The following is a 20,715-nucleotide window of genomic DNA, read 5'->3' as shown; positions in this document are numbered from 1 at the left end:
CCTTAGCCGGTCATCTTGTGCTTGTTATATTAGAATTCAACACTAATACACCCGTCTTGGCCATCGACCATCACCCGGTTGCGCCCCTGCCCCTTGGCCTGATAGAGGGCCCCATCGGCCCGCTGCAGCAGGGCCTGGGCCGACTCGCCGGGACGCTGGCTGGCCACTCCCAGGCTGATGGTCACCGAGAGCCCCTCGATCGGTGCGTCGGCCACCGCCCGGCGCAACCGCTCGGCGATGCTCCGGGCCCCCGCAAGCTCGGTGCCCGGCAGCAGCAGGGTAAACTCCTCGCCGCCCCAGCGCGCCAGCCGGTCACCGGCACGCAGGCAGTCCTGCACCCGTCGGGCCAGGGCGCGGAGGATGTCGTCACCGCGGTCGTGGCCGTGGCGGTCGTTGACCGCCTTGAAGTGGTCGATATCGAAGAGCAGCAGCGACAGGGGACGCCCCAGGCACTCCGCCTCGGCCAGTGACTCCCGCAGGGCCGCATCGAAGCCGCGACGGTTCAGGGCCCCGGTCAGGTGATCCCGGGTCGCCTGGCGGGCCAGCTCGCGCTCCATGCGCTTGCGCTCGCTGATGTTATGGAACACCGCCACGAAGTTGCGGATCTCGCCGTGGTCGTCGGTCACCGCGGTGATCGACTGCCAGAGCGGATAGACCTCCCCGGCCTTGTTGCGATTCCAGATCTCGCCCTGCCAGTGGCCGGTGGTCAGGACCGCCTCCCACAGGGCCGCATAGAAGGCCTCGTCGTGGCGCCCCGACTTGAAGATCCGTGGCGTCTTGCCCACCACCTCCTCGGCCCGGTAACCGGTGATGGCGCTGAAGGCCGCATTGACCCGCTCGATGCGCATCTCGGCGTCGGTGATCAGGGTCGCCTGGCCGGTCTCGAAGGCGGTGGCCAGCAAGCGCAGCTCACTCTCGTGGCGCTTGCGCTGGGTGATGTCCTCCTTGACCACCACGTAACGCACCGCACCGCTCGACTCGTCGCGCACCGGAGTGATGATCTCCGCTTCCCAGTAGAGTTCGCCACCCTTCTTTCGATTGAGCAGCTCGCCGCGCCACACCTCGCCGGCCTCGAGGGTGCGCCACAGCGACTGGTAGACCGCCAGCGGCGTATGCCCCGACTTGATCAACGCCGGGGTCTGGCCCAGCAGCTCGTCGCGGCGATAGCCGGTCACCTCGATAAAGCGCCGATTGACGAACTCGAAGCGCCCCTCGGCATCGGTAATGGCAGTGGCCACCGGGCTCTGCTCGATGGCAATGGCCAGCAGGCGGCAATCGATACCGCTGGTATCGAGCGGCTCCGGCCGACCGACCGACGCAGATGCCAACCCCGGAACAGTCTCCTGCATCACTGATGAACTCCCTTCTTGTTATTGTCTCGGGCCCGATTCGTCGACCCCATCCTAAGCGCAGATCGCTCGCTTGAGGCGGATACCGCGTATCAGCGGGCAAGACTTCCCGGACAGGGGCTCCCCTGGATCGAGGATGCATTCGAAATAACGAAGGTAAGCGAGTCGCGGTCGCGAGGCGTTGATATGGATCAAGGAAGGCAGGGATGGAATTATAAGTGAACGATCACTTCCACCCGACGGTTGGCGGCGCGGCCTTCGGGGCTGTCATTATCGGCCAGGGGGCGGGTCTCGCCGTAGCCGATGGCGCGCAGCCGCGAGGCGTCGACGCCGGCACGCTCCAGCTGGCGCAGGATGACGATGGCCCGGGCCGAGGAGAGTTCCCAGTTGGAGGGGAAACGGTCGGTGAAGATGGGCCGGTCGTCGGAGTGCCCCTCCACCGAGACGGTGCCCTCATGGCGCTGGATGATCGCCACCAGGCGCTCGATCAGCTCGCGACCGGCCTCACTCAGCTCGGCGGTGGCGCTATCGAAGAGCAGCCGGTCCTGGATGCGCAGGTTGAGGCCTTCCGCCACCGGCGAGATCTCCACGCCTTCCAGGCTGGGCAGCTCGCGGGCCTCGTCGAGGCGAGCACTCACTTCCTCCTGAAGACGCTCGGCGCCGGCCAGGGCCTCGGGGTCGAGGCGATGGGCATTGCTCGGCGGCCGCTCGGTGACCACCAGGGTGAGGTCGTCCCAGGCCTCGGGATCCAGCCGGTCGTGCAGGGCGATCTCCGGCAGCTCGGGTAGCGGGGCAGGCCGAGACGCGGGGGAAGCAAAGGGCACCCGCCGCACCGCCAGGGTCGGCGCCGGCGCGGCGGGGCGCGGCGGCGCCCAGTCGATGGGCTGCGGCAGGTCGAGGGGATCCCGCCCGCGGGGGCCCGGCGAGGCCGGTACCCGCGGACCCGCCGCCACCTCCAGCGCCGCCGCCAGGGCGAAGAACGACAGCTCGGCTCGCGGCGCGTCTGACGCACCGGGGCTGGCCTCGGCGGGGCCACGAAAGACCGCGGCCAGGGAGAGCAGCAGCGCGAAGAGCGCCACCAGCAGGGTCATCATATCGATGTAGCTGAGCATCCAGCCCGCCTGCCCCTCGTCGGGCTCGAGCTCCTCGAAGAGGCTATCGTGGCGATGGCGGTCGCGATGACTAGCCGGCATGGGGGGCCTCGCCCTTCTTCCCGGCGGCATCGCTGCCGCCACGACGTCGCGGCAGCCGCCAGCGGCCCGGCGCACCCTCCTCCTGCCCCTGGCCATCACGCAGCTCATCATGATGATGGGCGATAAAGGACTTGAGGCTCTCCTCGATCACCGAGGGCAGGCGGCGCCGCGACATCAGCGAGATGCCCTCGAGGATCATGTTCATGGCGATCAGCCGCTGCTCGGTGCGCCGCTCCAGCTTGACGGCGATGGGCTTGAACACCAGGTTGGCCAGCACGATGCCGTAGAAGGTGGTCAACAGGGCCACCGCCATGCGCTCGCCGATCACCGTGAGCTGGCCGCTCTCGATCACGCCCAGCATGTTCACCAGCCCCACCAGGGTGCCGATCATGCCGAAGGCCGGCGCATAGAGGGCCATGGTGCGAAAGATCTGCGCCTCGGCCCGCTCCCGCGCCTTGAGCCGGGCGATGCGCCAGCGCAGCAGGTCGTGAATCTCCTCGTCGGGAGTGTGGTCGATCACCAGCTGCACCCCGGTGCGCAGGAAGGGATTGGGGGTCTGCTCCAGGCGCTTCTCCACCGCCCGCACATCGCCCTTGAACCACAGCCGGGCCAGGGCCACCAGCTCGGCGATATCTTCCTGCTCGTGGCGATTCTCGCGACGAAACACCAGGCCGACCAGGCGCACCACCCGCACCACCTCGCGCAAGGGGTAGCTGATGAAGGTGGCCGCCAGGGTGCCGGTGATGACGATGGCCAGCCCCGGCAGGTTGAGAAAGGCGGCGGTACTGTCGGCACTCCACAGCACCACGCTGGCCAGCATCAGCAGGCTGGCGACGATTCCAATCAGGGTGGAAGGGTTCATAGTCAGACTCTCGACTCGATGCCACGAGGCAGGGCTAAAGTTCCCGCCACCCTGGCCGATGGACGTAGATAAGAAAAACAAGACTTCCAATCATTCACGCAAGGGATCCTTCCATGAGTCACCCGATAGCGGATGTCAGTGCCCATGCCCCCAGTTCCCCCCTCAACGACCTGACCCCGCGTCAGCGCGTCGAGACCCTGCTGGCCAACCTGCCCACCGCCGGTGGCCAGCTCAGCCAGGCGGCGCCCCCCGAGGAGGCGGAGCTGGTCGAGCCGCTGCAGCGCATCAACGAGGTGATGCGCAACTATGGCGTGGAGTTCGAGCTGGCCGACGTCGGCAACCGCACCATCACCCGGGTGGTGGATCAGCAAAGCGGCGACGTCATTCGCCAGATTCCCTCCGAGGAGCTGCTCCGGATCGCCGAGCGCCTGGACGAGATGCGCGGCCGGCTGATCGACCTGCAGGCCTAGGGCCCGAGGGACCTGACGACACTGCCTTACACCTGCATATTCATCACGTCCCGGTAGGCGCTGACCAGGCGGTTGCGCACCTGCAGGCCCATCTGGAAGGCCACGCTGGCCTTCTGCATATCCACCATGACGTCATTGAGCGCCACGTTGGGGTCACCGGCCTGGAAGGCGGAGGCCTTGGCGTTGGCGCTCTGCTGCAGGCGGTTGATGCGCTGGATGGAGTTGGCCAGCTCGGCGGCGAAGCCCCCCTGGCCGGCGGCGGCCTGCGGCGCGGTGGTATTGGCGGCCTGGGCAGAGAGGCTCTGCATCTGCTGCAGGGCGGCATGAATGGCGGGGGTGGACATGAGATATCGGCTCCTGTGACACGCTGAGAGGAGGCTAGCAGCCTTGCCCCGGCCACCAAGCCAGCAAATGCGCCTGAAAAACCCGACTATTCCCACCTTTGGGCTGGCCAGCCGCGCCGATAATGGCGTCCATCACAGTTCCGCCCGGTCGACGGGACGGCAAACCGCGATGAATGGATATCACCATGCCCCATGCCCATCTGCCCGACACCACGGTCATCACCGCCAGGTCACCGAGCACCCACGCTGACGCCGGGAGGCACGCATGAGCGACGGGACCGCCGCCCGCGGCGACGCGCCCCAGGGCCCGTTACAACAGCGCCTGCTCGATCAGTTGCGCGGCAACCCCCTGGTGCCGCTGCTGCTGGTCGGCGCCGCCGTGGTGGCGATCATCATCGCCCTGCTGCTGTGGGCCCGTAGCCCCGACTATCGCGTCCTCTACAGCAACCTGAATGAGGCCGATGGCGGCCGCATCATCAACGAGCTGGACAGCCGCGGCGTGCCCTACCGCCTCAGCGAGGGGGGCCAGGCGCTGATGGTGCCCGGCGACCAGGTGCATACCCTGCGCCTGCAACTGGCCGAGCAGGGCCTGCCCCAGGGCGGCAATGTCGGCTTCGAGCTGATGGATGGCCAGGCCTTCGGCATCAGCCAGTTCGCCGAACAGATCAACTTCCAGCGCAGCCTGGAGGGCGAGCTCTCCCGCTCCATCGAGTCCCTGGGCCCGGTCTCGCGAGCCCGGGTACACCTGGCCATGGCCAAGCAGTCGGTGTTCGTGCGCGAACGGGAGCCGGCCAAGGCCTCGGTGATCCTGACCCTGCACGGCGGCCGCACCCTGGGCGACGGCCAGGTCAGCGCCATCGTGCATATGGTCTCCAGCAGCGTGCCGGAGCTGGCCGCCGAGGACGTCACCGTGATCGATCAGGGCGGTCGCCTGCTCTCCCAGCCCAGCGGCATGGGCCGCGACCTGGACGGCACCCAGCTCGACTATGTGCAGGAGATCGAACGGGCCTACCAGCGGCGCATCGAGAACATCCTGGTGCCGGTGCTGGGGCGTCGCAATATCCGCGCCCAGGTCACCGCCGACGTGGACTTCACCCGTCGCGAGGAGACCGAGGAGCGCTACGGGCCCAACCAGGACCCGCAGCGGGCCGCGGTGCGCAGCCTGCAGAACAGCGCCGACTACCGGGGCGGCGATGACCTGGCCCAGGGCGTCCCCGGGGCCCTGAGCAACACGCCCCCGGGTATCGCCCCCTCCCCCATCAATGCCGAGCCGGTCGACGAGGACGCGGCCGACGACGAGGCCGAGCCGCCCCAGCCCCCCAGCCGCCTGCGCCACGATAACGTCATCAACTACGAGGTGGACCGCAACGTCGCCCATATCCAGCATCAGCGCGGCCGGGTGGAACGGCTCTCGGTGGCGGTGGTGGTCAACTACCGGGACGGCGTCGACGACGAGGGCGAGCCGATCCTGGTGCCCCTCGGCGACGCGGAGCTGGAGCAGATCCAGCGCCTGACCCGCCAGGCCATGGGCTTCTCGCCGGCCCGCGGCGACGCCCTGGAGGTGGTCAACAGCCCCTTCGAGCCCACCGACGATGGTCTGCGGGACATCGCCTGGTGGCAAGACCCGGAGCTGCAGGGACTGGTCTTCGGCATCGCCCGCTACCTGCTGGTGCTGCTGGCCGCCCTGCTCCTCTACTGGCTGGTGCTGCGCCCGCTGATCCGCCGCTATACCGAGGCCCCGGCCCCCATCGCCGTGCCCGCCGGTGCCGCCGGCAAGCTGCTGGCCAGCGTCGGCGATGACGACGAGGGTGCCGAGTCCGGCGGTGCCACCCAGGAGGGCGGCGACAGCGAGGCGACGGGGCGCGAGGGTCGCGAACAGAAGCGCCGCCGCAAGGCCGGCGCCTACGAGCAGAATCTCAACGATCTGCGTGAACTGGCACAGGAGGATCCGCGCCTGGTGGCGATGATCCTCAGCAGCTGGGTGAACGACGATGAGTAACGCCACGAGCAGCGAGATGAGCGGGGTGCGCCGCAGCGCCATCCTGCTGCTGGCCCTGGACGAGGACAGCGCCGCCGAGGTGTTGAAGTTCATGGGGCCCCAGGAGATCCAGGAGGTGAGCCAGGAGATGGCTCGCCTCAACCAGGTCTCCCACCAGGACATGCGCCGGGTGCTCGAGCACTTCTTCCGCGACAGCGAGGAGCTCTCGGCGCTCAATATCAACTCCAGCGACTATATCCGCTCGGTGCTGACCAAGGCGCTGGGCGGCGAGCGCGCCTCCAGCCTGATCGAGGACATCCTCGAGGCCCACAACACCAATTCCGGCATCGACTCCCTCAACCTGATGGAGCCCTCGGTGGTGGCCGAGCTGATCCGCGAGGAGCACCCGCAGATCATCGCCACCATCCTGGTGCACCTGGAACGCCACCAGGCCGCCGACGTGCTGGAGCTGTTCGACGACAAGCTGCGCAACGACGTGGTGCTGCGTATCGCCACCTTCAGCGGCGTGCAGCCGGCGGCCCTGCAGGAGCTCACCGAGGTGCTGGGAAGCATGCTCGACGGCCAGAACCTCAAGCGCAGCAAGATGGGCGGCGTGAAGACCGCCGCCGAGATCCTCAACCTGATGAACACCAGTCAGGAGGAGGTGGCGGTAGAGACCATTCGCGCCCACAGCGAAGACCTGGCCCAGAAGATTCTCGACGAGATGTTCGTCTTCGAGAACCTGCTCGACCTGGACGACCGCTCCATCCAGCTGCTGCTCAAGGAGATCGACACCAACTCCCTGGTGGTGGCCCTCAAGGGCTCCGCCGCCGAGCTGGTCGACAAGTTCACCCGCAACATGTCCCAGCGCGCCGCCCAGCTGCTGCGCGAGGACATGGAGGCCCGCGGCCCCATCCGCCTCTCCCAGGTGGAAACCGAGCAGAAGGCGATCCTCCAGGTGGTGCGGCGCCTGGCCGACAGCGGCGAGATCGTGCTGAGCGGCGGAGACGACACCTATGTCTGAGTCCCCCCGCGACGCCTTCGACGACCGCTGGCGCCGCTGGCGGATGGAAGAACTGGGCAGCGACGCCGCCGGGCCCGGCCCCGCCGAACGCGAGCGCCGGCGCCGCGAGGCCCAGCGCCAGGCCGCCCGCCGTCGCGACGAGGAGCTCGCCCGGCTGCGCGAGCAGGTACGCCAGGCGGCCCGCGAGGAGGGCTACCGGGCGGGCCTGGCCAGCGGCCAGGAAGAAGGCCATGCCCAGGGGCTGGCCGAGGGCCGCGCCGCCGCCGAGGCGGAGCTGGACAAGCGCCTCGCCGAGACCCTGACGCCGCTGCGCGAACTGGCCGCCGGCTTCCGCGAAGCCCTGGACGGCCTCGATGACCAGGTGGCCGAGGAGCTGGTGGCCCTGGCCCTGGCCACCGGCCGCCAGCTGGCCGGCGAGGCGCTTGCCGCCCGCCCGGAGCAAATTCTCACCCTGGTCCGCGAGCTGCTGCACGTGGAACCGCCGCTCAATGGCGGCACCCGCCTGTGGCTGCACCCGGACGACCTGGCCCTGGTGACCCCGGTGCTGGGCGACGAGTTGAGCGCCCTGGGCTGGAAGCTGCAGCCGGATGACGAGCTCAGCCGCGGCGGCTGCCGTGTGACCAGCGCCAGCGGCGAGCTGGACGCCACCTGGGAACGGCGCTGGGAGGCGGTCACCGAGCGTCTGCGCCAGCGCGCGGCTCCAAGGCAGGGAGACTAGCGCCATGCCCGAGGCCATCGCCAATCCCCATCAGCAGCACTGGTGCCAGGCCCTGGGCCGGGTGCGCCGCGGCGTGGAGACCCTGCCCCACTACCGGGTCAGCGGACGCATCACCCGCGCCACCGGCATGGTGCTGGAGGCGGTGGGCCTCAAGGTACCTCTGGGCAGCGCCTGCCGCATCGAGCTGGCCGAAGGCATCGCCGAGGCGGAAGTGGTGGGCTTCGCCGGCGACAAGCTGTTCCTGATGCCGCTGGAGGCGATCAGCGGCCTGACGCCCGGGGCCCGGGTGCTGCCCCTGGGCGATGGCGCCCAGAGCGCCCGCCGTTTCCCCCTGGGCGAGTCGCTGCTGGGCCGGGTGGTGGATGGCAATGGCCGCCCCCTGGATGGCGGCGAGGCGCTGACCGAGGTGCCCCATGCGCCCCTGGCCACCCCGCCCCTCAACCCGCTCTCCCGGGCCCCCATCGAGGAGCAGATCGACGTGGGCATTCGCGCCATCAACGCCCTGCTCAGCGTCGGCCGCGGCCAGCGCATGGGACTCTTCGCCGGCTCCGGGGTCGGCAAGTCGGTGCTGCTGGGCATGATGGCGCGCTTCACCCGCGCCGACGTCATCGTGGTGGGGCTGATCGGCGAGCGGGGCCGCGAGGTCCAGGACTTCATCGACAATATCCTCGGCCCGGAAGGGCGTCGCCGCGCCGTGGTGGTGGCGGCGCCCGCCGATACCTCGCCGCTGCAGCGTCTGCAGGGGGCGGCCTACGCCACCCGCCTGGCGGAGGGCTTCCGCGACCAGGGCCGCGACGTGCTGCTGATCATGGACTCGCTGACCCGCTACGCCATGGCCCAGCGCGAGATCGCCCTGGCCATCGGCGAGCCCCCGGCCACCAAGGGCTATCCGCCCTCGGTGTTCGCCAAGCTGCCGAGCCTGGTGGAGCGGGCCGGCAATGCCCAGCGCGGCGGTGGCTCCATCACCGCCTTCTATACGGTGCTCACCGAGGGCGACGATCAGCAGGACCCCATCGCCGATTCGGCGCGGGCCATCCTCGACGGCCATATCGTGCTCTCCCGCTCCCTGGCGGAGGCCGGCCACTACCCGGCCATCGATATCGAGGCCTCGATCAGTCGCGCCATGACCGCCATCGTCGACCGGGACCAGCAGGCCCGGGCGCAACAGTTCAAGCAGCTTTTCTCCCGCTACCGCCGCAACCAGGACCTGATCAGCGTGGGGGCCTATACCCCCGGCCACGATCCCCAGCTGGATCAGGCGGTGCAGCTCTACCCCCACCTGGAGCGCTTCCTGCAGCAGCGCATCGACGAGAGCGCCGCCATCGCCCCCACCCAGGAGGCCCTGGCCCAGCTAATCGGAGGTAAGTCATGAGTCAACAAGGTCCCCTGGATACCCTGATCGACCTGGCCCGGGAAGGCCGCGACAAGGCCGCCCTGGGGCTGGCCCAGGCCCGCCAGGGCGAGCAGCAGGGCGTCGCCCAGGTGGAGACCCTGAAGCGCTATCGCCAGGAGTATGCCGAGCGCCTGCAACGTGCCATGCAGGAGGGCATCGATCCGGCGTCGATGCACAACTACCAGCACTTCCTGCGTTCGCTTGACGAGGCCATGAATCGCGCCCAGCAGACCCTGGCCCAACAGCGCCAGCAGGTGACGCGCAGCCAGCAGCAATGGCAGGGCGAACAGCGCAAGCTCTCCTCCTACGACACCCTGGCCAGTCGCCGCGCCGAGCAGGCCCAGCGGGTGATCCAGCGCCAGGAACTGCGCCACAGCGATGAGCTGACCCAGCAAGCCCTGTTGCGTCGCCAGACCCACCACCCCCTCCATGGAGGCCACTGATGGATATCGCCAGCCTACTGTCACTGGCCGCCGGCCGCTCCGGCAACGCTCCCCGCGGTGACGCCGGCCCCCTCGATCCCGCGGCACTCGACTTCGCCGCCTTGCTGCGCGACGCCCAGGGGGAGGCGCCTGCCGAGGCGTTGCTGGCCCAACTGGGCCAGCAGGCCGAGGGCCTGCCCGCCTCTCACGAGACCCTCGAGGCCCTGGCGGCCGAGCTCGCGGCCCTCACCGAGACGGGCAACGAGGAGGGCGGCGAGACAGTAGCGACGCTGATCGATAAGGCCATGCCGGCCATGACCGCACCGACGCCCCTGCCGGCCGAGCGCCTCCCCGCCTCGGAAGCCGCGCGACCGGATCGACAGGCCGAGGTCGTCTTCAGCGATCCCCGACTGGCGGAGATCGCCGCGCGGCTGGCCCTGGTGGCCGGCCCCGAACCGACCGCCCCGGCCGTCGGCGAGGCCGCCAGGGCCCACCCTGCCCTGGTCACCGAGATGGCCGCCCAGGCCGGACGCCGCGGCGGGCTTCAGCCGCTGTCGGGGGCGCTCGAGCGAGCCACCCTTCAGCCGACCCAGGGGCTAGCGGCTGAATCACTGGACCGCCTGGTGTCGGCGCAAGGAAGGGCCCCCGGTGGCGAGCGCCCGGGACTGACCCCGCCGCAAGCGCCCCTCCCCCCACCGGTCGCCCAGGGCCTGTTCAGCGAGCCCCCGACCCTGGACCCCAGCGGGGCTCGCGCGATGGGCGGCGAGGCCCTGCTCGCCCCGGGCAGCGGGGCTCTGGCCACCGGGCCCCTGGCCACCGGGGCTATGGCTACCGGGGCTCCGGCCATGCCGGCCAGCGGCCAGGCCAGCCTGACCGCGCCCCTGGCCAGCCAGGCCTGGGAGCAGCAGCTGGGGCAGCAACTGGTGAGCCTTGGCCAGCGTGGCGGCCAGGTCGAACTGCACCTCAACCCCGCCGAGCTGGGCCCCTTGTCGGTCAGCCTCAAGCTGGGCGATCAGGGGGCCCAGGCCCAGTTCCTCTCCGCCCATGCCCCGGTGCGCCAGGCGGTGGAGCAGGCCCTGCCGCAACTGCGCGAGGCCCTGGCCGAGCAGGGAATCCAGCTCGGTGAGGCCTCGGTGGGCGAGCAGCGCGGCGACCAGGCCGGCGGCTTCCTGGCCCGCGGCAATGGCACCGGCCAGGCCGGAGGCGAGGCACAGGGCGATGACGAGGGCCCGGCGATGGCCCCCCTCGAGGCGCGTCAGCAGGCGAGCCTGGCCGCCAGCCTGCGCGGCGGTGTGGACCTCTTCGCCTGAGACAAGCCCCACAAACCCTGGAGATAGGGCGCTTCCCCCGCCCTGTTCGAATCATCGGGCACGAGTCGGCTGCGGCATACTCGGCCCAACTGTAGACGAGGAGTGACCATGGCAAACGCGGCGGCAAAGGCCGGCGGCTCACGCAAGACGGCCTTCCTGATCGCCCTGCTGGTGATCCTGGTGGCGGCGGTGGCGGCGGTAAATGTCTATCTCTTGCTGGATCAACGCGGCGAGGCCCAGGCCAGTGGCCCCCAGGAGGCTCAGGTACAGAGCCCGACACCGATCTTCGTGCGGGTCGATCCTTTCACCGTCAACCTGCAGAGCAACCGCTACAGCGACCGTCTGCTCTATGTGGGCCTGACCCTCAAGGTCGGCGACGAGGTGACCCAGGAGATCATCCAGGAGCATCTGCCGCTGGTGCGCAGCCGCTTGCTGCTGCTCTTCTCCGAGCAGCTCGACGAAGACCTCAAGGCTCCCGGCGGGCGACAGGCCCTGGCCCAGCAGGTACTGACCCTCTTCGACGAGCCCCTGACCCGGCCGCAGCCGACCCTGGCGGTGGAAGAGGTGCTCTTCACCGAGTTCATCGTGCAATAACCCACAGGCGCATCCGCACCATGTCTCAAGACGATCTGCTCTCGCAGGAAGAAATCGACGCCCTCCTCAAGGGGGTCAGCGGCGAGGAGGACGGCCCCGGGGATAACGACGGGGACTCGCCCCGCGTGCGTCCCTATGACCCGGCCACCCAGCATCGGGTGATTCGCGAGCGGCTGCAGGCGCTGGATATCATCAATGAGCGCTTCGCCCGCCAGTTCCGCATGGGGCTGTTCAACCTGATGCGACGCAGCGCCGATATCACCGTGGGGGCGGTACGCTACCAGAGCTACAGCGACTTCTCGCGCAATGTGCCGGTACCCACCAACATCAACCTGATCGGCATGAAGCCGCTGCGCGGCTCGGCCCTGGTGGTCTTCCCCCCCACCCTGGTGTTCATGGTGGTGGACAACCTCTTCGGCGGCGACGGGCGCTTCGTCACCAAGTCCGAGGGGCGCGAGTTCACCCATACCGAACAACGCATCATCCGGCGCATCCTCAACCTTGCCCTGGACAGCTACCAGGAGGCCTGGAAGTCGGTCTACCCCCTGGAGATCAGCTTCCTGCGCTCGGAGATGCAGGCCAAGTTCGCCAACATCACCAACTCGCCCAACGAGATCGTGGTCAACACCAACTTCCATCTGGAGGTGGGCAACCTGGCCAGCGATTTCCAGATCTGCATGCCCTTCTCGATGATCGAGCCGCTGCGGGATCTGCTGGCCAACCCCATGAGCGACTCCCAGGAGGGCGGCGACCACAAGCAGTGGACCCAGCGCATGGCCGGCGAACTGCGCCAGTCCGAGGTGGACCTGGTGGCCGAGTTCACCACCCTGCCCTCGAGCATCGGCGAGGTGCTGTCGCTGCAGGTGGGGGATGTCCTGCCCCTGGAACTCCCCAATACGGTCACCGCCCATGTGGACGGCGTCCCGGTAATGGAGTGCGACTACGGCAGCCAGAATGGCCAGCGCGCCCTGCGCGTCAAACGCATGATCGACCACCTCTCCCAGCACGTGCCCACCAAGAGCGACTTCGTCAAGGGTGCCGTGTCGAAAGCCAAGGAAGCCAAGCATGACTGATCCCAACAAGCCCGACGATCAGAAACCCACCGAGGACGCCTGGGCCGATGCCATGGCGGAGCAGGAGGCCGCCGAGGGCAAGAGCACGGCCGACGAGGCCGATCCCTGGGCCGAGGCGATGGCCGAGCAGCAGGCCGCCGAGGGAACTGACGCGGGGAGCGCCGACGAGGCCGATCCCTGGGCCGATGCCCTGGCCGAACAGGAGGCCAGCGAAGGCGGCCAGGCCCAGGCCGCCGGCGAACAGGTGTTCCGTCCCCTGGAGGGGGGAAGCCCCGCCGGCACGCCGCGGGACCTGGAGATGATCATGGATATCCCGGTCAAGCTGACCGTGGAGCTGGGGCGCACCCGCATCACCATCAAGCAGCTGCTGGAGCTGGCCCAGGGTTCGGTGATCGAGCTGGATGGCCTGGCCGGCGAGCCCATGGATATCCTGATCAATGGCTACCTGATCGCCCAGGGCGAGGTGGTGGTGGTGGATGACAAGTACGGCATCCGCATCACCGAGATCATCACCCCCTCCGAGCGGGTCCAGAAGCTGAACCGATGAGCAGCGTGAGCGACACCGGCCTGGCCGGCGGCGAAGCCCTGGTGGGGCTGGCCACCCTGGGCAAGACCGCCGCCGCCCTGGCCCTGGTGCTGGGGCTGATCTTCCTCTCCCGCTACCTGCTGACCCGACTGGGTCCGAACCGCCATGCCCAGGCCCTGAACCTCAGGGTCGTCGCCAGCACCGCCCTGGGACCCAAGGAGCGGGTGGTGGTGGTCGAGGTGGACGACACCTGGCTGGTGCTGGGGGTCGGCGGCGGGCGCATCACCCCGCTGCATCAGCTGCCCGCCCGGGAGACCACGGCCAGCGAGGCCCTGGCCCAGGGGCTCGGCACGACCCACGACGGCGAGTCCGGCTTCGGCGAACGCTTCGCCGCGGCGCTCAAGCACAATGGTCGCGAGCTGTTGAGAGGGAAGTCACGGTGAGCCACTCGCGTCTCCTGCTGCTGCTCGGCGTGGCCCTGCTGGCCAGTTGGCCCAGCCTGGGCCTGGCCCAGGAGCTGCCGGGCATCACCAGCCGCCCCATGGAGGATGGCGGCCAGCAGTGGTCACTCTCCCTGCAGACCCTGCTGCTGCTCAGCAGCATGGCCTTCCTGCCGGCCCTGCTGCTGATGATGACCTGTTTCACCCGCATCATCATCGTGCTGAGCCTGCTGCGTACCGCCATGGGCACCCAGTCCACGCCCCCCAACCAGATCCTGCTGGGCCTGGCGCTGTTCCTGACCTTCTTCGTGATGTCGCCGGTCTTCGCCCAGGTCTATGAGCAGGCCTGGGCGCCGCTGAGCGCCGGTGACATCAACTTCGATGACTTCCTGGCCATCGGCGCCGAGCCCTTCCGGGAGTTCATGCTCGGCCAAACCCGGGAGCCGGACCTGGCGCTGTTCGCCAACCTGGCCGGGGCGGGCCCCTTCCAGGGGCCCGAGGACGTGCCCCTGCAGGTGCTGGTGCCGGCCTTCGTGACCAGCGAGCTGAAGACCGCCTTCCAGATCGGCTTCACCATCTTTATCCCTTTCCTGATCATCGACCTGGTGGTCGCCAGCGTCCTGATGTCGCTGGGCATGATGATGGTGCCACCGGCCACCATCTCGCTGCCCTTCAAGCTGATGCTGTTCGTGCTGGTGGATGGCTGGCAGCTGATCATCGGCTCCCTGGCGGAGAGTTTCTATATCTAGCCCCGAGCATGAGCGCGGGCAAGGAGCGCACCCATGACCCCCGAGATGGTGATGAGCCTGGCCTACCAGGGCATGCAGGTGACCCTGTGGCTGGCGGCCCCGTTGCTGCTCACCGCCCTGAGTACCGGCCTGCTGGTCAGCCTCTTCCAGGCCGCCACCCAGATCAACGAGATGACCCTCTCCTTCATTCCCAAGATCCTCGGGGTCTTCGCGGTGCTGGTGATCTCCGGGCCCTGGCTGCTCAAGCGCATCACCGACTTCACCCGCGAGCTGTTTACCAATATCCCGACGATGATCTCCTAGATGGTCGAGGTCACCTTCGCCCAGCTGCAGGGCTGGTTGATCGCCTTCCTGTGGCCCTTCATGCGCATCACCGGCTTCCTGCTGGCCGCTCCCCTGTGGGGCCACTCCAGCGTGCCCAACCAGGTGAAGGTCGCCCTGGGCGTGCTGGTGACGGTGGCCGCGGCGCCCCTGCTACCGCCCCTGCCCCAGGTGCCACTGGTCTCCTGGGCGAGCCTCGGCATCATGGTGGAGCAGTTGATCATCGGTATCGCCATCGGCCTGGTGATGCAGGTGACCCTGGCGGTGGTGCAGGCCACCGGGGAATTCATCGGCCTCTCCATGGGCCTGGCCTTCGCCACCTTCTTCGACCCCTCGAGCGGCACCAACACCATGGTGCTCTCGCGGGTGCTCTACATGATCACCCTGCTGATGTTCCTCGCCTTCGACGGCCACCTGATGGTGATGGAGACCCTGGTGCGCAGCTTCACTGTGCTGCCCATCGGGCTGGAGGGACTGAATGCCGGGGCCTTCGAGATGCTGGTGCGCTACGGCGGCACCATCATGACCTCGGGGATGCTGCTGGCGCTGCCGGTGATGGGCTCGCTGCTGATCATCAGCCTGTCGCTGGGCATCCTCAACCGCTCGGCGCCCCAGCTCACCGTCTTCAATATCGGCTTCCCCACCTCGCTGACGGTGGGGCTCTTCCTGCTGATGGTGCTGATGACCGACCTGGGGCGCTTCCTGTCGCGGCTGTTCAGCCAAGGGATCGGCGTCATGCACCAGCTGATCGAGGCCCTGGCGCCGCTGGCCTGATTCCCTCACGACGCCCCAGACGCAACACGGCCGCCCGATCGGCGGCCGTGTTGTCTTGGGCTGTGCCTTACATGCGGTCGAAGAGCGACATGCCCTGGATATCGACGAAGGCCTTCTGGGCCGCCATCAGCCCCACCTGGCGCAGGCTGTACTCGGCGGCGGCCTCCACGTAGTCGAGGTCGACCAGGTCGGAGAGGGTCTGCTCGTAGTTGAGCATGCGATTGCCGGCCACGCTGTCCACCACGTCCAGCTCGTTGAGCCGGGCCCCTACCGAGGCGCGCACCGTCAGGACATTGTCCTGGGCATTATCCAGTTCGCGCAGGCTGGTATTGAGGGTATTGCGCAGGGCGGCCTTCTTGGCCGGGGTATCGGCGGGTTCCTCGAGGAGCGCGATGGCGTTCTCCAAGGTGCGGAAGAGGTCCGGCTCCATCTCGGTGGCGCGCCCCAGGGTCAACTCGTCGCCATCGGCGGGGGTGCCCTTGAGCTCCACCGCCATCCCGGCCACTTCGATACGGGTGCCTTCGGGGTTATAGGCCGCGAAGCTGGTTCCACCGTCCGTCGAATAGGTGATGTCTCCTGTTACTGCATCCACCGCAAACTCGATGGCCTGCGGAGTGCCATAATCGGCATCGGAGAGGTCGGTGGTCAATGGCGAGCCGAAGGTGACATTGCCATCGTTGCCGCCTTCCGCCTTGACCAGCAGGCCGGCACTGGCATGCACGCTCTGGAAGATATCGGCGCCGCTGTCGGTGACCGGCATCAGCCGGGAGCTATCGATGCGCTGCTCGCGGTTACGGGTATCGCCCTCGTACTGGACCTGGCCACCGGCGTCCTTGGCGAAGGGCGGGGCGTTGTCCCGATAGCCGCCGAACAGGTAGCGGCCGTTGCCGTCGGTGCTATTGGCCTGGCCCAGCAGCGACTCATAGAGCCCCTTGAGCTCGCTGGCCACGGAGTTGCGGTCCACGTCGCTCAGGGTATCGCTGGAGGCCTGCAGCAGCAGGGTCTTGGCCCGGGTGATGCCGTCGTTGACGCTGTTGAGAATGCTCTCGCTCTGGGCCAGGGAGTTACGGGCACTGACCCGCGCATCGGCATACTGCTGGGTCACCGCCTTGGACTGGGAGACCCCCACCGCCCGGGACGCCGCCTGGGGGTCGTCGGAGGGGTTGACCACCCGCTTGCCGCTGGCGATCTGCTGGCCCACCTTCAGGAAGTCGCCCTGCTGACGGTTCATGCTGGCCACGTTCATCTCGAACATAGTGACGGTACTGATACGCACGATAAACGCTCCTTGTTAGTTGCGCAGGTTCAGCAGGGTGTCGATCACCGTGGTGCCGGTCTCGATCACCTTGGCGTTGGCCATGTAGTACTGCTGGTAACGCATCAGGTTGGCAAACTCCTCGTCCAGGTTGACCCCGGACTCGGACTGCTGCACCCCCTTGAGCTGGTCGGTCAGGCCCTGCTGGGCCGAGGCATTCACCTGGACGATATTGCTCCGATTGCCCACGTCGCTGACCAGGGAGCCATAGGCCTGGCTCAGGGTCGCCGAGCCCCCCACCACCTGCTTGTCCTGGAGGGACTGGAGGGCCAGGGCGTTGCGGTTATCGCCACTGAAGTCCTCTTCGCCGGCGGCGATCTTGCTGGTATCGCGAATCTGGTTCTCCATGCCCCCGGCGGCGCGCTTGAGGGGCTGGACATTGAAGCGATCACCGGCATCGGGCGGACCGTTCTGAATGGTGATCTCCAGGCCGCCGAAGGAGAGCACGCCCCCGGTCAGGTCGATATCGGCGGGATCCAGGGTCGCGCCGTTATCCTGGCGGGTGACCACGTAGTCGGTGCCGTCGAAGGTCACGTCATAGCCGGTGGCGGCCAGGTTGGTGAGGTCACCCGGGCCACCCACCGGGTCGTTGTAGGTACCGAAGGCCACCTCTAGGGAGGCGTCGCTGGCGTTGGCGTCATGGCGATAGGCCAGCGGCTGACCGATGCCGAACAGGTCCCCACCGGCATCGCCATTCAGGTCGATCCCCTGACGATGCTGGGCATTGAAGGCCTCGGCCAGGGAGACCGCCATCTGACCGAGCTGATTCTGGACCCGATCCAGCGATTCGGATCGGAAGGTCATGATGCCCCCCAGGGTGCCGCCCTGAATCACGTCCTCCCCCAGGCGTACCAGGTTATTGGCGCCGTCCCGGTAGCCCACGATGGTGCGCTGGGGATCCTCGAGAGAGGCCACCGCCTCCAGCTTGAAGGCCTGGGTGCCGGCCACCAGCGGCTGGCCATTGGGCAGGCTGAGGTTATAGCTCTTGCCGTCCTGGATAGTGAGGCGCACGTCCATGCGCTCGCTGATCTGGTGAATCAGGTGGTCGCGCTGGTTGAGCAGGCTGTTGGGGGCCTCGCCGCTGCGCGCCCGGGCCAGGGCGATCTCGCGGTTGAGGTAGGCCAGCTCCTCGGTGGCGTTATTGATCTGGGTGATCTCGTCGCCGATCAGGCCATTGACGCCCCGCTGCATGTCCTCGAGGTAGCCGTCGAAGGAGCGGAACTGGGCACTCAAAGTATCCGCCGTGCCGATCACCCCCTGGCGGGCCGCCGGGTCGGAAGGCGCCCCGGCCAGGTCCTCCAGGGAGGAGAAGAAGTTCTGCATCAGCGGCGCCAGGCCCGCCTCGCGATCCGCCAGCAGGTTATCGATCTGGCTGATCTGCCCCTGGTAGGTATTGAGCGCCGAGGACTTGCTGGTGGCGGCATTGAGCTGCCCGGCCACGTACTGGTTGAACTGACGCTGGATGTCCTGCACCCGGACCCCACCGCTGTCGGCACGCCCCTCGCTGAGGATCGTCAGTTCCCGGTTGTAACCCGGGGTATAGACATTGGTGATGTTGTTGCCGGTGGTGGCGAGGGCGTTCTGGGCGGCATTCAGGCCGCTGACGCCGATGGAAAACAGGCTCATGCGTCGATTCCCTTGAAGACGTTGATGCTTTTATCGGCGGCGGCCGCCAGAACTTGAGGTGACAGCGGCCAGAAAGTCGGGGGCCGGAAGAAGCTTAGCGGCTGGCCAGCTGGGCCCCCTCGGATAGTGGCCCCAGGCTATCCATCACCGCGATCAGCTTGTTGGCGTACTGCGGGTCGGTGGCATAGCCCCCGGCCTGCAGGGCCCGGGCGGCCTGGGCGGCATCGCCGGCCCGTGTCACTTCGGCATAGCGGGGGTTGGTGCCGATCAGCCGCGCATAGTCGGTAAAGGCCTCGGCATAGGAGTCATAGACCCGGAAGCTGTCGCTGATGCGGGTACGCCGGCCATCGATATATTCATGGGTGACGATCTCGGTGGTCTCGCCTCGCCAATGGCGACCGGCCTTGATACCGAAGAGGTTATGGCTCTCGCCACCGTCCCGAGCGGGAATGCCGCGCCGGCCCCAGCCGGTCTCCAGGGCCGCCTGGGCGAGGATCAGCTCGGCGGGCACCCCGGTGGCCTCACTGGCCCGCCGGGCCGGCTCGGCCAACCGCTCGACGAAGGCCTGCACATGCCCGGGACGCTGGCGATCGTCGGCCTGGGCGGCATCGGTGGCCGGCAAGTCGGCGTGATTCGCCTCGCGCGCCTCCTCGACGGCGGCGCGCTGGGCATCCAGCGCCTGCATAAAGTCGGCAGGAGCCTGCCCCGATGCCTCACCGGTCGGTGTCAGGGGGCGCGGTGTGCCCCGGGGAATGCCCGCGATCAGCTCATCCACCTCGGTCGAGGGCGCGACCGGCCCCAGTTGCCCCTGCAGCTGGCTGACCAGCTGTTCGGCCAGGCCCAGGCCACCGCCCCGACTGGTCAAGTGCTGGGCCAGCTGCTGATCGTAGAGCTCGGTATAGAAGCGGGTCTGCTGGCTGTTGAGCAGTCCGCCCTCGGGAATGGCCTCGCGCATGCTCTTGAGCATGCGCTGCATAAACAGCGCCTCGAACTGCTGGGCGGCCCCCTCGAGACCGGCCCGCTCATCCTGGCGGGCGGTATGGCGCAGGCGCTGGACTCCCTGGACGTCCAGGGCGAACTGACCGGAGAGGTCGTTGACACTCATCAGAGGATCTCCAGTTCGGCGCGCAGGGAACCGGCGGCCTTGAGCGCCTCGAGGATCGACATCAGGTCCTGGGGCGTGGCACCCAGGGCGTTGAGGGCGTTGACCACCTCGGTGAGATCGGCCCCCTCCACCACCCGCAGGTAGGCATCCTGCTCCTGGATGCGAATCTCGGTATCCGGCACCACCACGGTGGTGCCCTCGCCGAAGGGCGCCGGCTGGCTGACCTGGAACTGGGTATCGATGGTGATCGAGAGGTTGCCATGGGCCACGGCGGCGCGATGCAGGCGCACCGCGCCGTTGAGGACCACCGAGCCGGTGCGCGAGTTGACCACCACCCGCGCCGGCGCCTCGGTGGGCGTGACCCTCAGGTTCTCTACCCGGGCCATGAAGCCGACCCGGGCATTGGCATCCAGGGGGCCATCCAGGGCGATGACCCGCCCGTCCCGGGCCGCGGCGACGACGCGCCCGAACTCCTGGTTGATGGCCGCGACCACCCGCTGGGCGGTGCCGAAGTCGGCCTGCTTGAGCTCCAGCTCCAGCAGGCCGCCGTTGGCGCCCAGGTTGAGGGGGACCTCCCGCTCCACCATGGCGCCGCCGGCGATCCGCCCGCTGGCCTGGTGATTGACCTGCACCGAGCTGCCCCCCGCCTGGGCGCCGACGCCGCCCACCAGCAGGTTGCCCTGGGCGATGGCATAGGTATCGCCATCGGCGCCCTTGAGGGGCGTCATCAGCAGGGTCCCGCCGCGCAGGCTGCGGGCGTTACCCACCGAGGAGACCACCACATCGAGGCGCTGCCCCGGCCGCGAGAAGGGCGGCAGGTCGGCGGTGACCATCACCGCCGCCACGTTACGCAGCTGCATATTGGTGCCCGGCGGCACCGTGACACCGAGCTGGGAAAGCATGTTGGTGAGGCTCTGCCCGGTGAAGGGCGCCTGCATGGTCTGATCGCCGGTGCCGTCCAGGCCCACCACCAGGCCATACCCCACCAGGACGTTGTCACGCACGCCGGCGAAGTTGGCCAGCTCGCGGATGCGCTCCGCCTGGGCCGGCAGGGCCAGCAGCCACAGCAGGGCCAGGGTCAGCAGGTGGATGGCGAGTCGCGGGGTCGGTCGGGTCGGAATCATCATGC

Annotated in this window: 22 protein-coding genes; 14 read left to right on the top strand and 8 right to left on the bottom strand. The window is 68.4% G+C overall.

What is annotated here, in order from left to right; all coding sequences use genetic code 11:
• Positions 1–29: 29 nt before the first annotated feature.
• From IHD13_RS06395 to IHD13_RS06385, 3 genes are all read right to left on the bottom strand, one after another.
• Positions 30–1,328 carry a sensor domain-containing diguanylate cyclase gene (locus IHD13_RS06395; protein ID WP_230086168.1) on the bottom strand — a complete coding sequence of 433 codons (1,299 nt, stop codon included), beginning with the start codon at positions 1,326–1,328 and terminating at the stop codon, positions 30–32.
• 233 nt (positions 1,329–1,561) lie between these two features.
• A complete protein-coding gene (locus tag IHD13_RS06390; protein ID WP_195860200.1) occupies positions 1,562–2,542 on the bottom strand; it encodes an OmpA/MotB family protein in 981 nt (326 codons plus the stop codon).
• Complete coding sequence (locus IHD13_RS06385; RefSeq protein WP_195860199.1) at positions 2,532–3,404, bottom strand: motility protein A; 873 nt, start codon at positions 3,402–3,404, stop codon at positions 2,532–2,534. Before IHD13_RS06385 ends, IHD13_RS06390 begins: the two co-directional genes overlap by 11 nt.
• A 113-nt stretch (positions 3,405–3,517) precedes the next feature.
• Here IHD13_RS06385 and IHD13_RS06380 point away from each other — a divergent pair, with 113 nt between their 5' ends.
• Complete coding sequence (locus tag IHD13_RS06380; protein WP_195860198.1) at positions 3,518–3,874, top strand: flagellar protein FlaG; 357 nt, start codon at positions 3,518–3,520, stop codon at positions 3,872–3,874.
• Positions 3,875–3,900: 26 nt separating this feature from the next.
• Here IHD13_RS06380 and fliE read toward each other — a convergent pair whose 3' ends face one another.
• A complete protein-coding gene (gene fliE / locus IHD13_RS06375; RefSeq protein WP_195860197.1) occupies positions 3,901–4,218 on the bottom strand; it encodes a flagellar hook-basal body complex protein FliE in 318 nt (105 codons plus the stop codon).
• 265 nt (positions 4,219–4,483) lie between these two features.
• Here fliE and fliF point away from each other — a divergent pair, with 265 nt between their 5' ends.
• From fliF to fliR, 13 genes are all read left to right on the top strand, one after another.
• Positions 4,484–6,217: a flagellar basal-body MS-ring/collar protein FliF gene (gene fliF / locus IHD13_RS06370; protein WP_195860196.1), complete on the top strand. Its 1,734-nt coding sequence runs from the start codon at positions 4,484–4,486 to the stop codon at positions 6,215–6,217.
• Positions 6,210–7,220 carry a flagellar motor switch protein FliG gene (fliG, locus tag IHD13_RS06365; RefSeq protein ID WP_195860195.1) on the top strand — a complete coding sequence of 337 codons (1,011 nt, stop codon included), beginning with the start codon at positions 6,210–6,212 and terminating at the stop codon, positions 7,218–7,220. Before fliF ends, fliG begins: the two co-directional genes overlap by 8 nt.
• On the top strand, positions 7,213–7,938 hold the full coding sequence (locus IHD13_RS06360) for a flagellar assembly protein FliH (RefSeq protein WP_195860194.1): 726 nt from the start codon (positions 7,213–7,215) through the stop codon (positions 7,936–7,938). Before fliG ends, IHD13_RS06360 begins: the two co-directional genes overlap by 8 nt.
• A 4-nt stretch (positions 7,939–7,942) precedes the next feature.
• Complete coding sequence (gene fliI, locus IHD13_RS06355; RefSeq protein ID WP_195860193.1) at positions 7,943–9,310, top strand: flagellar protein export ATPase FliI; 1,368 nt, start codon at positions 7,943–7,945, stop codon at positions 9,308–9,310.
• Entirely contained in the window at positions 9,307–9,774 is a 468-nt protein-coding gene (fliJ, locus tag IHD13_RS06350) for a flagellar export protein FliJ (protein ID WP_195860192.1), read from the top strand. The genes fliI and fliJ overlap by 4 nt, the downstream gene beginning before the upstream one ends.
• Positions 9,774–11,063: a flagellar hook-length control protein FliK gene (locus IHD13_RS18155; protein ID WP_230086167.1), complete on the top strand. Its 1,290-nt coding sequence runs from the start codon at positions 9,774–9,776 to the stop codon at positions 11,061–11,063. The genes fliJ and IHD13_RS18155 overlap by 1 nt, the downstream gene beginning before the upstream one ends.
• Positions 11,064–11,171: 108 nt before the next feature.
• Positions 11,172–11,657, top strand: a complete 486-nt coding sequence (gene fliL / locus IHD13_RS06340; RefSeq protein WP_195860191.1) for a flagellar basal body-associated protein FliL — start codon at positions 11,172–11,174, stop codon at positions 11,655–11,657.
• 20 nt (positions 11,658–11,677) lie between these two features.
• The gene (fliM, locus tag IHD13_RS06335; RefSeq protein ID WP_195860190.1) at positions 11,678–12,730 is read left to right on the top strand and encodes a flagellar motor switch protein FliM; all 1,053 of its coding nucleotides are present in this window, start codon (positions 11,678–11,680) and stop codon (positions 12,728–12,730) included.
• Positions 12,723–13,277 (top strand): flagellar motor switch protein FliN, encoded by a 555-nt coding sequence (fliN, locus tag IHD13_RS06330; RefSeq protein WP_195860189.1) that lies wholly within the window; start codon positions 12,723–12,725, stop codon positions 13,275–13,277. The genes fliM and fliN overlap by 8 nt, the downstream gene beginning before the upstream one ends.
• The gene (gene fliO / locus IHD13_RS06325) at positions 13,274–13,699 is read left to right on the top strand and encodes a flagellar biosynthetic protein FliO (protein ID WP_195860188.1); all 426 of its coding nucleotides are present in this window, start codon (positions 13,274–13,276) and stop codon (positions 13,697–13,699) included. Before fliN ends, fliO begins: the two co-directional genes overlap by 4 nt.
• A gap of 14 nt (positions 13,700–13,713) precedes the next feature.
• The gene (gene fliP, locus IHD13_RS06320) at positions 13,714–14,445 is read left to right on the top strand and encodes a flagellar type III secretion system pore protein FliP (protein ID WP_230086175.1); all 732 of its coding nucleotides are present in this window, start codon (positions 13,714–13,716) and stop codon (positions 14,443–14,445) included.
• Positions 14,446–14,478: 33 nt separating this feature from the next.
• A complete protein-coding gene (fliQ, locus tag IHD13_RS06315; protein WP_195860187.1) occupies positions 14,479–14,748 on the top strand; it encodes a flagellar biosynthesis protein FliQ in 270 nt (89 codons plus the stop codon).
• Positions 14,749–15,540 (top strand): flagellar biosynthetic protein FliR, encoded by a 792-nt coding sequence (gene fliR, locus IHD13_RS06310; RefSeq protein WP_195860186.1) that lies wholly within the window; start codon positions 14,749–14,751, stop codon positions 15,538–15,540.
• Positions 15,541–15,607: 67 nt separating this feature from the next.
• On the opposite strand, the gene flgL is transcribed toward fliR, so the two are convergent.
• From flgL to IHD13_RS06290, 4 genes are all read right to left on the bottom strand, one after another.
• Positions 15,608–16,816: a flagellar hook-associated protein FlgL gene (flgL, locus tag IHD13_RS06305; RefSeq protein ID WP_195860185.1), complete on the bottom strand. Its 1,209-nt coding sequence runs from the start codon at positions 16,814–16,816 to the stop codon at positions 15,608–15,610.
• Positions 16,817–16,831: 15 nt separating this feature from the next.
• A complete protein-coding gene (flgK, locus tag IHD13_RS06300; protein WP_195860184.1) occupies positions 16,832–18,481 on the bottom strand; it encodes a flagellar hook-associated protein FlgK in 1,650 nt (549 codons plus the stop codon).
• 94 nt (positions 18,482–18,575) lie between these two features.
• Entirely contained in the window at positions 18,576–19,586 is a 1,011-nt protein-coding gene (gene flgJ / locus IHD13_RS06295) for a flagellar assembly peptidoglycan hydrolase FlgJ (protein WP_195860183.1), read from the bottom strand.
• Positions 19,586–20,713: a flagellar basal body P-ring protein FlgI gene (locus IHD13_RS06290; RefSeq protein ID WP_326838321.1), complete on the bottom strand. Its 1,128-nt coding sequence runs from the start codon at positions 20,711–20,713 to the stop codon at positions 19,586–19,588. Before IHD13_RS06290 ends, flgJ begins: the two co-directional genes overlap by 1 nt.
• Positions 20,714–20,715: the final 2 nt, after the last annotated feature.

Source organism: Halomonas sp. 328, assembly GCF_015645095.1.
In the GTDB taxonomy this organism is placed as follows: domain Bacteria; phylum Pseudomonadota; class Gammaproteobacteria; order Pseudomonadales; family Halomonadaceae; genus Bisbaumannia.
The sequence above is the reverse complement of the archived record's forward strand: the minus strand, read 5'-3'. Positions and strand labels throughout refer to the sequence as shown.

Excerpts from the sequence above, each read along its gene's own strand:
- IHD13_RS06390 (WP_195860200.1), bottom strand. The coding sequence starts at position 2,542 with ATGCCGGCTAGTCATCGCGACCGCCATCGCCACGATAGCCTCTTCGAG.
- fliL (WP_195860191.1), top strand. The coding sequence starts at position 11,172 with ATGGCAAACGCGGCGGCAAAGGCCGGCGGCTCACGCAAGACGGCCTTC.
- fliM (WP_195860190.1), top strand. The coding sequence starts at position 11,678 with ATGTCTCAAGACGATCTGCTCTCGCAGGAAGAAATCGACGCCCTCCTC.
- IHD13_RS06380 (WP_195860198.1), top strand. The coding sequence starts at position 3,518 with ATGAGTCACCCGATAGCGGATGTCAGTGCCCATGCCCCCAGTTCCCCC.
- fliF (WP_195860196.1), top strand. The coding sequence starts at position 4,484 with ATGAGCGACGGGACCGCCGCCCGCGGCGACGCGCCCCAGGGCCCGTTA.
- IHD13_RS06290 (WP_326838321.1), bottom strand. The coding sequence starts at position 20,713 with ATGATGATTCCGACCCGACCGACCCCGCGACTCGCCATCCACCTGCTG.
- IHD13_RS18155 (WP_230086167.1), top strand. The coding sequence starts at position 9,774 with ATGGATATCGCCAGCCTACTGTCACTGGCCGCCGGCCGCTCCGGCAAC.
- fliG (WP_195860195.1), top strand. The coding sequence starts at position 6,210 with ATGAGTAACGCCACGAGCAGCGAGATGAGCGGGGTGCGCCGCAGCGCC.
- fliO (WP_195860188.1), top strand. The coding sequence starts at position 13,274 with ATGAGCAGCGTGAGCGACACCGGCCTGGCCGGCGGCGAAGCCCTGGTG.
- fliE (WP_195860197.1), bottom strand. The coding sequence starts at position 4,218 with ATGTCCACCCCCGCCATTCATGCCGCCCTGCAGCAGATGCAGAGCCTC.
- fliQ (WP_195860187.1), top strand. The coding sequence starts at position 14,479 with ATGACCCCCGAGATGGTGATGAGCCTGGCCTACCAGGGCATGCAGGTG.
- IHD13_RS06385 (WP_195860199.1), bottom strand. The coding sequence starts at position 3,404 with ATGAACCCTTCCACCCTGATTGGAATCGTCGCCAGCCTGCTGATGCTG.
- fliN (WP_195860189.1), top strand. The coding sequence starts at position 12,723 with ATGACTGATCCCAACAAGCCCGACGATCAGAAACCCACCGAGGACGCC.
- fliJ (WP_195860192.1), top strand. The coding sequence starts at position 9,307 with ATGAGTCAACAAGGTCCCCTGGATACCCTGATCGACCTGGCCCGGGAA.
- flgJ (WP_195860183.1), bottom strand. The coding sequence starts at position 19,586 with ATGAGTGTCAACGACCTCTCCGGTCAGTTCGCCCTGGACGTCCAGGGA.
- fliR (WP_195860186.1), top strand. The coding sequence starts at position 14,749 with ATGGTCGAGGTCACCTTCGCCCAGCTGCAGGGCTGGTTGATCGCCTTC.
- flgK (WP_195860184.1), bottom strand. The coding sequence starts at position 18,481 with ATGAGCCTGTTTTCCATCGGCGTCAGCGGCCTGAATGCCGCCCAGAAC.
- IHD13_RS06360 (WP_195860194.1), top strand. The coding sequence starts at position 7,213 with ATGTCTGAGTCCCCCCGCGACGCCTTCGACGACCGCTGGCGCCGCTGG.
- fliI (WP_195860193.1), top strand. The coding sequence starts at position 7,943 with ATGCCCGAGGCCATCGCCAATCCCCATCAGCAGCACTGGTGCCAGGCC.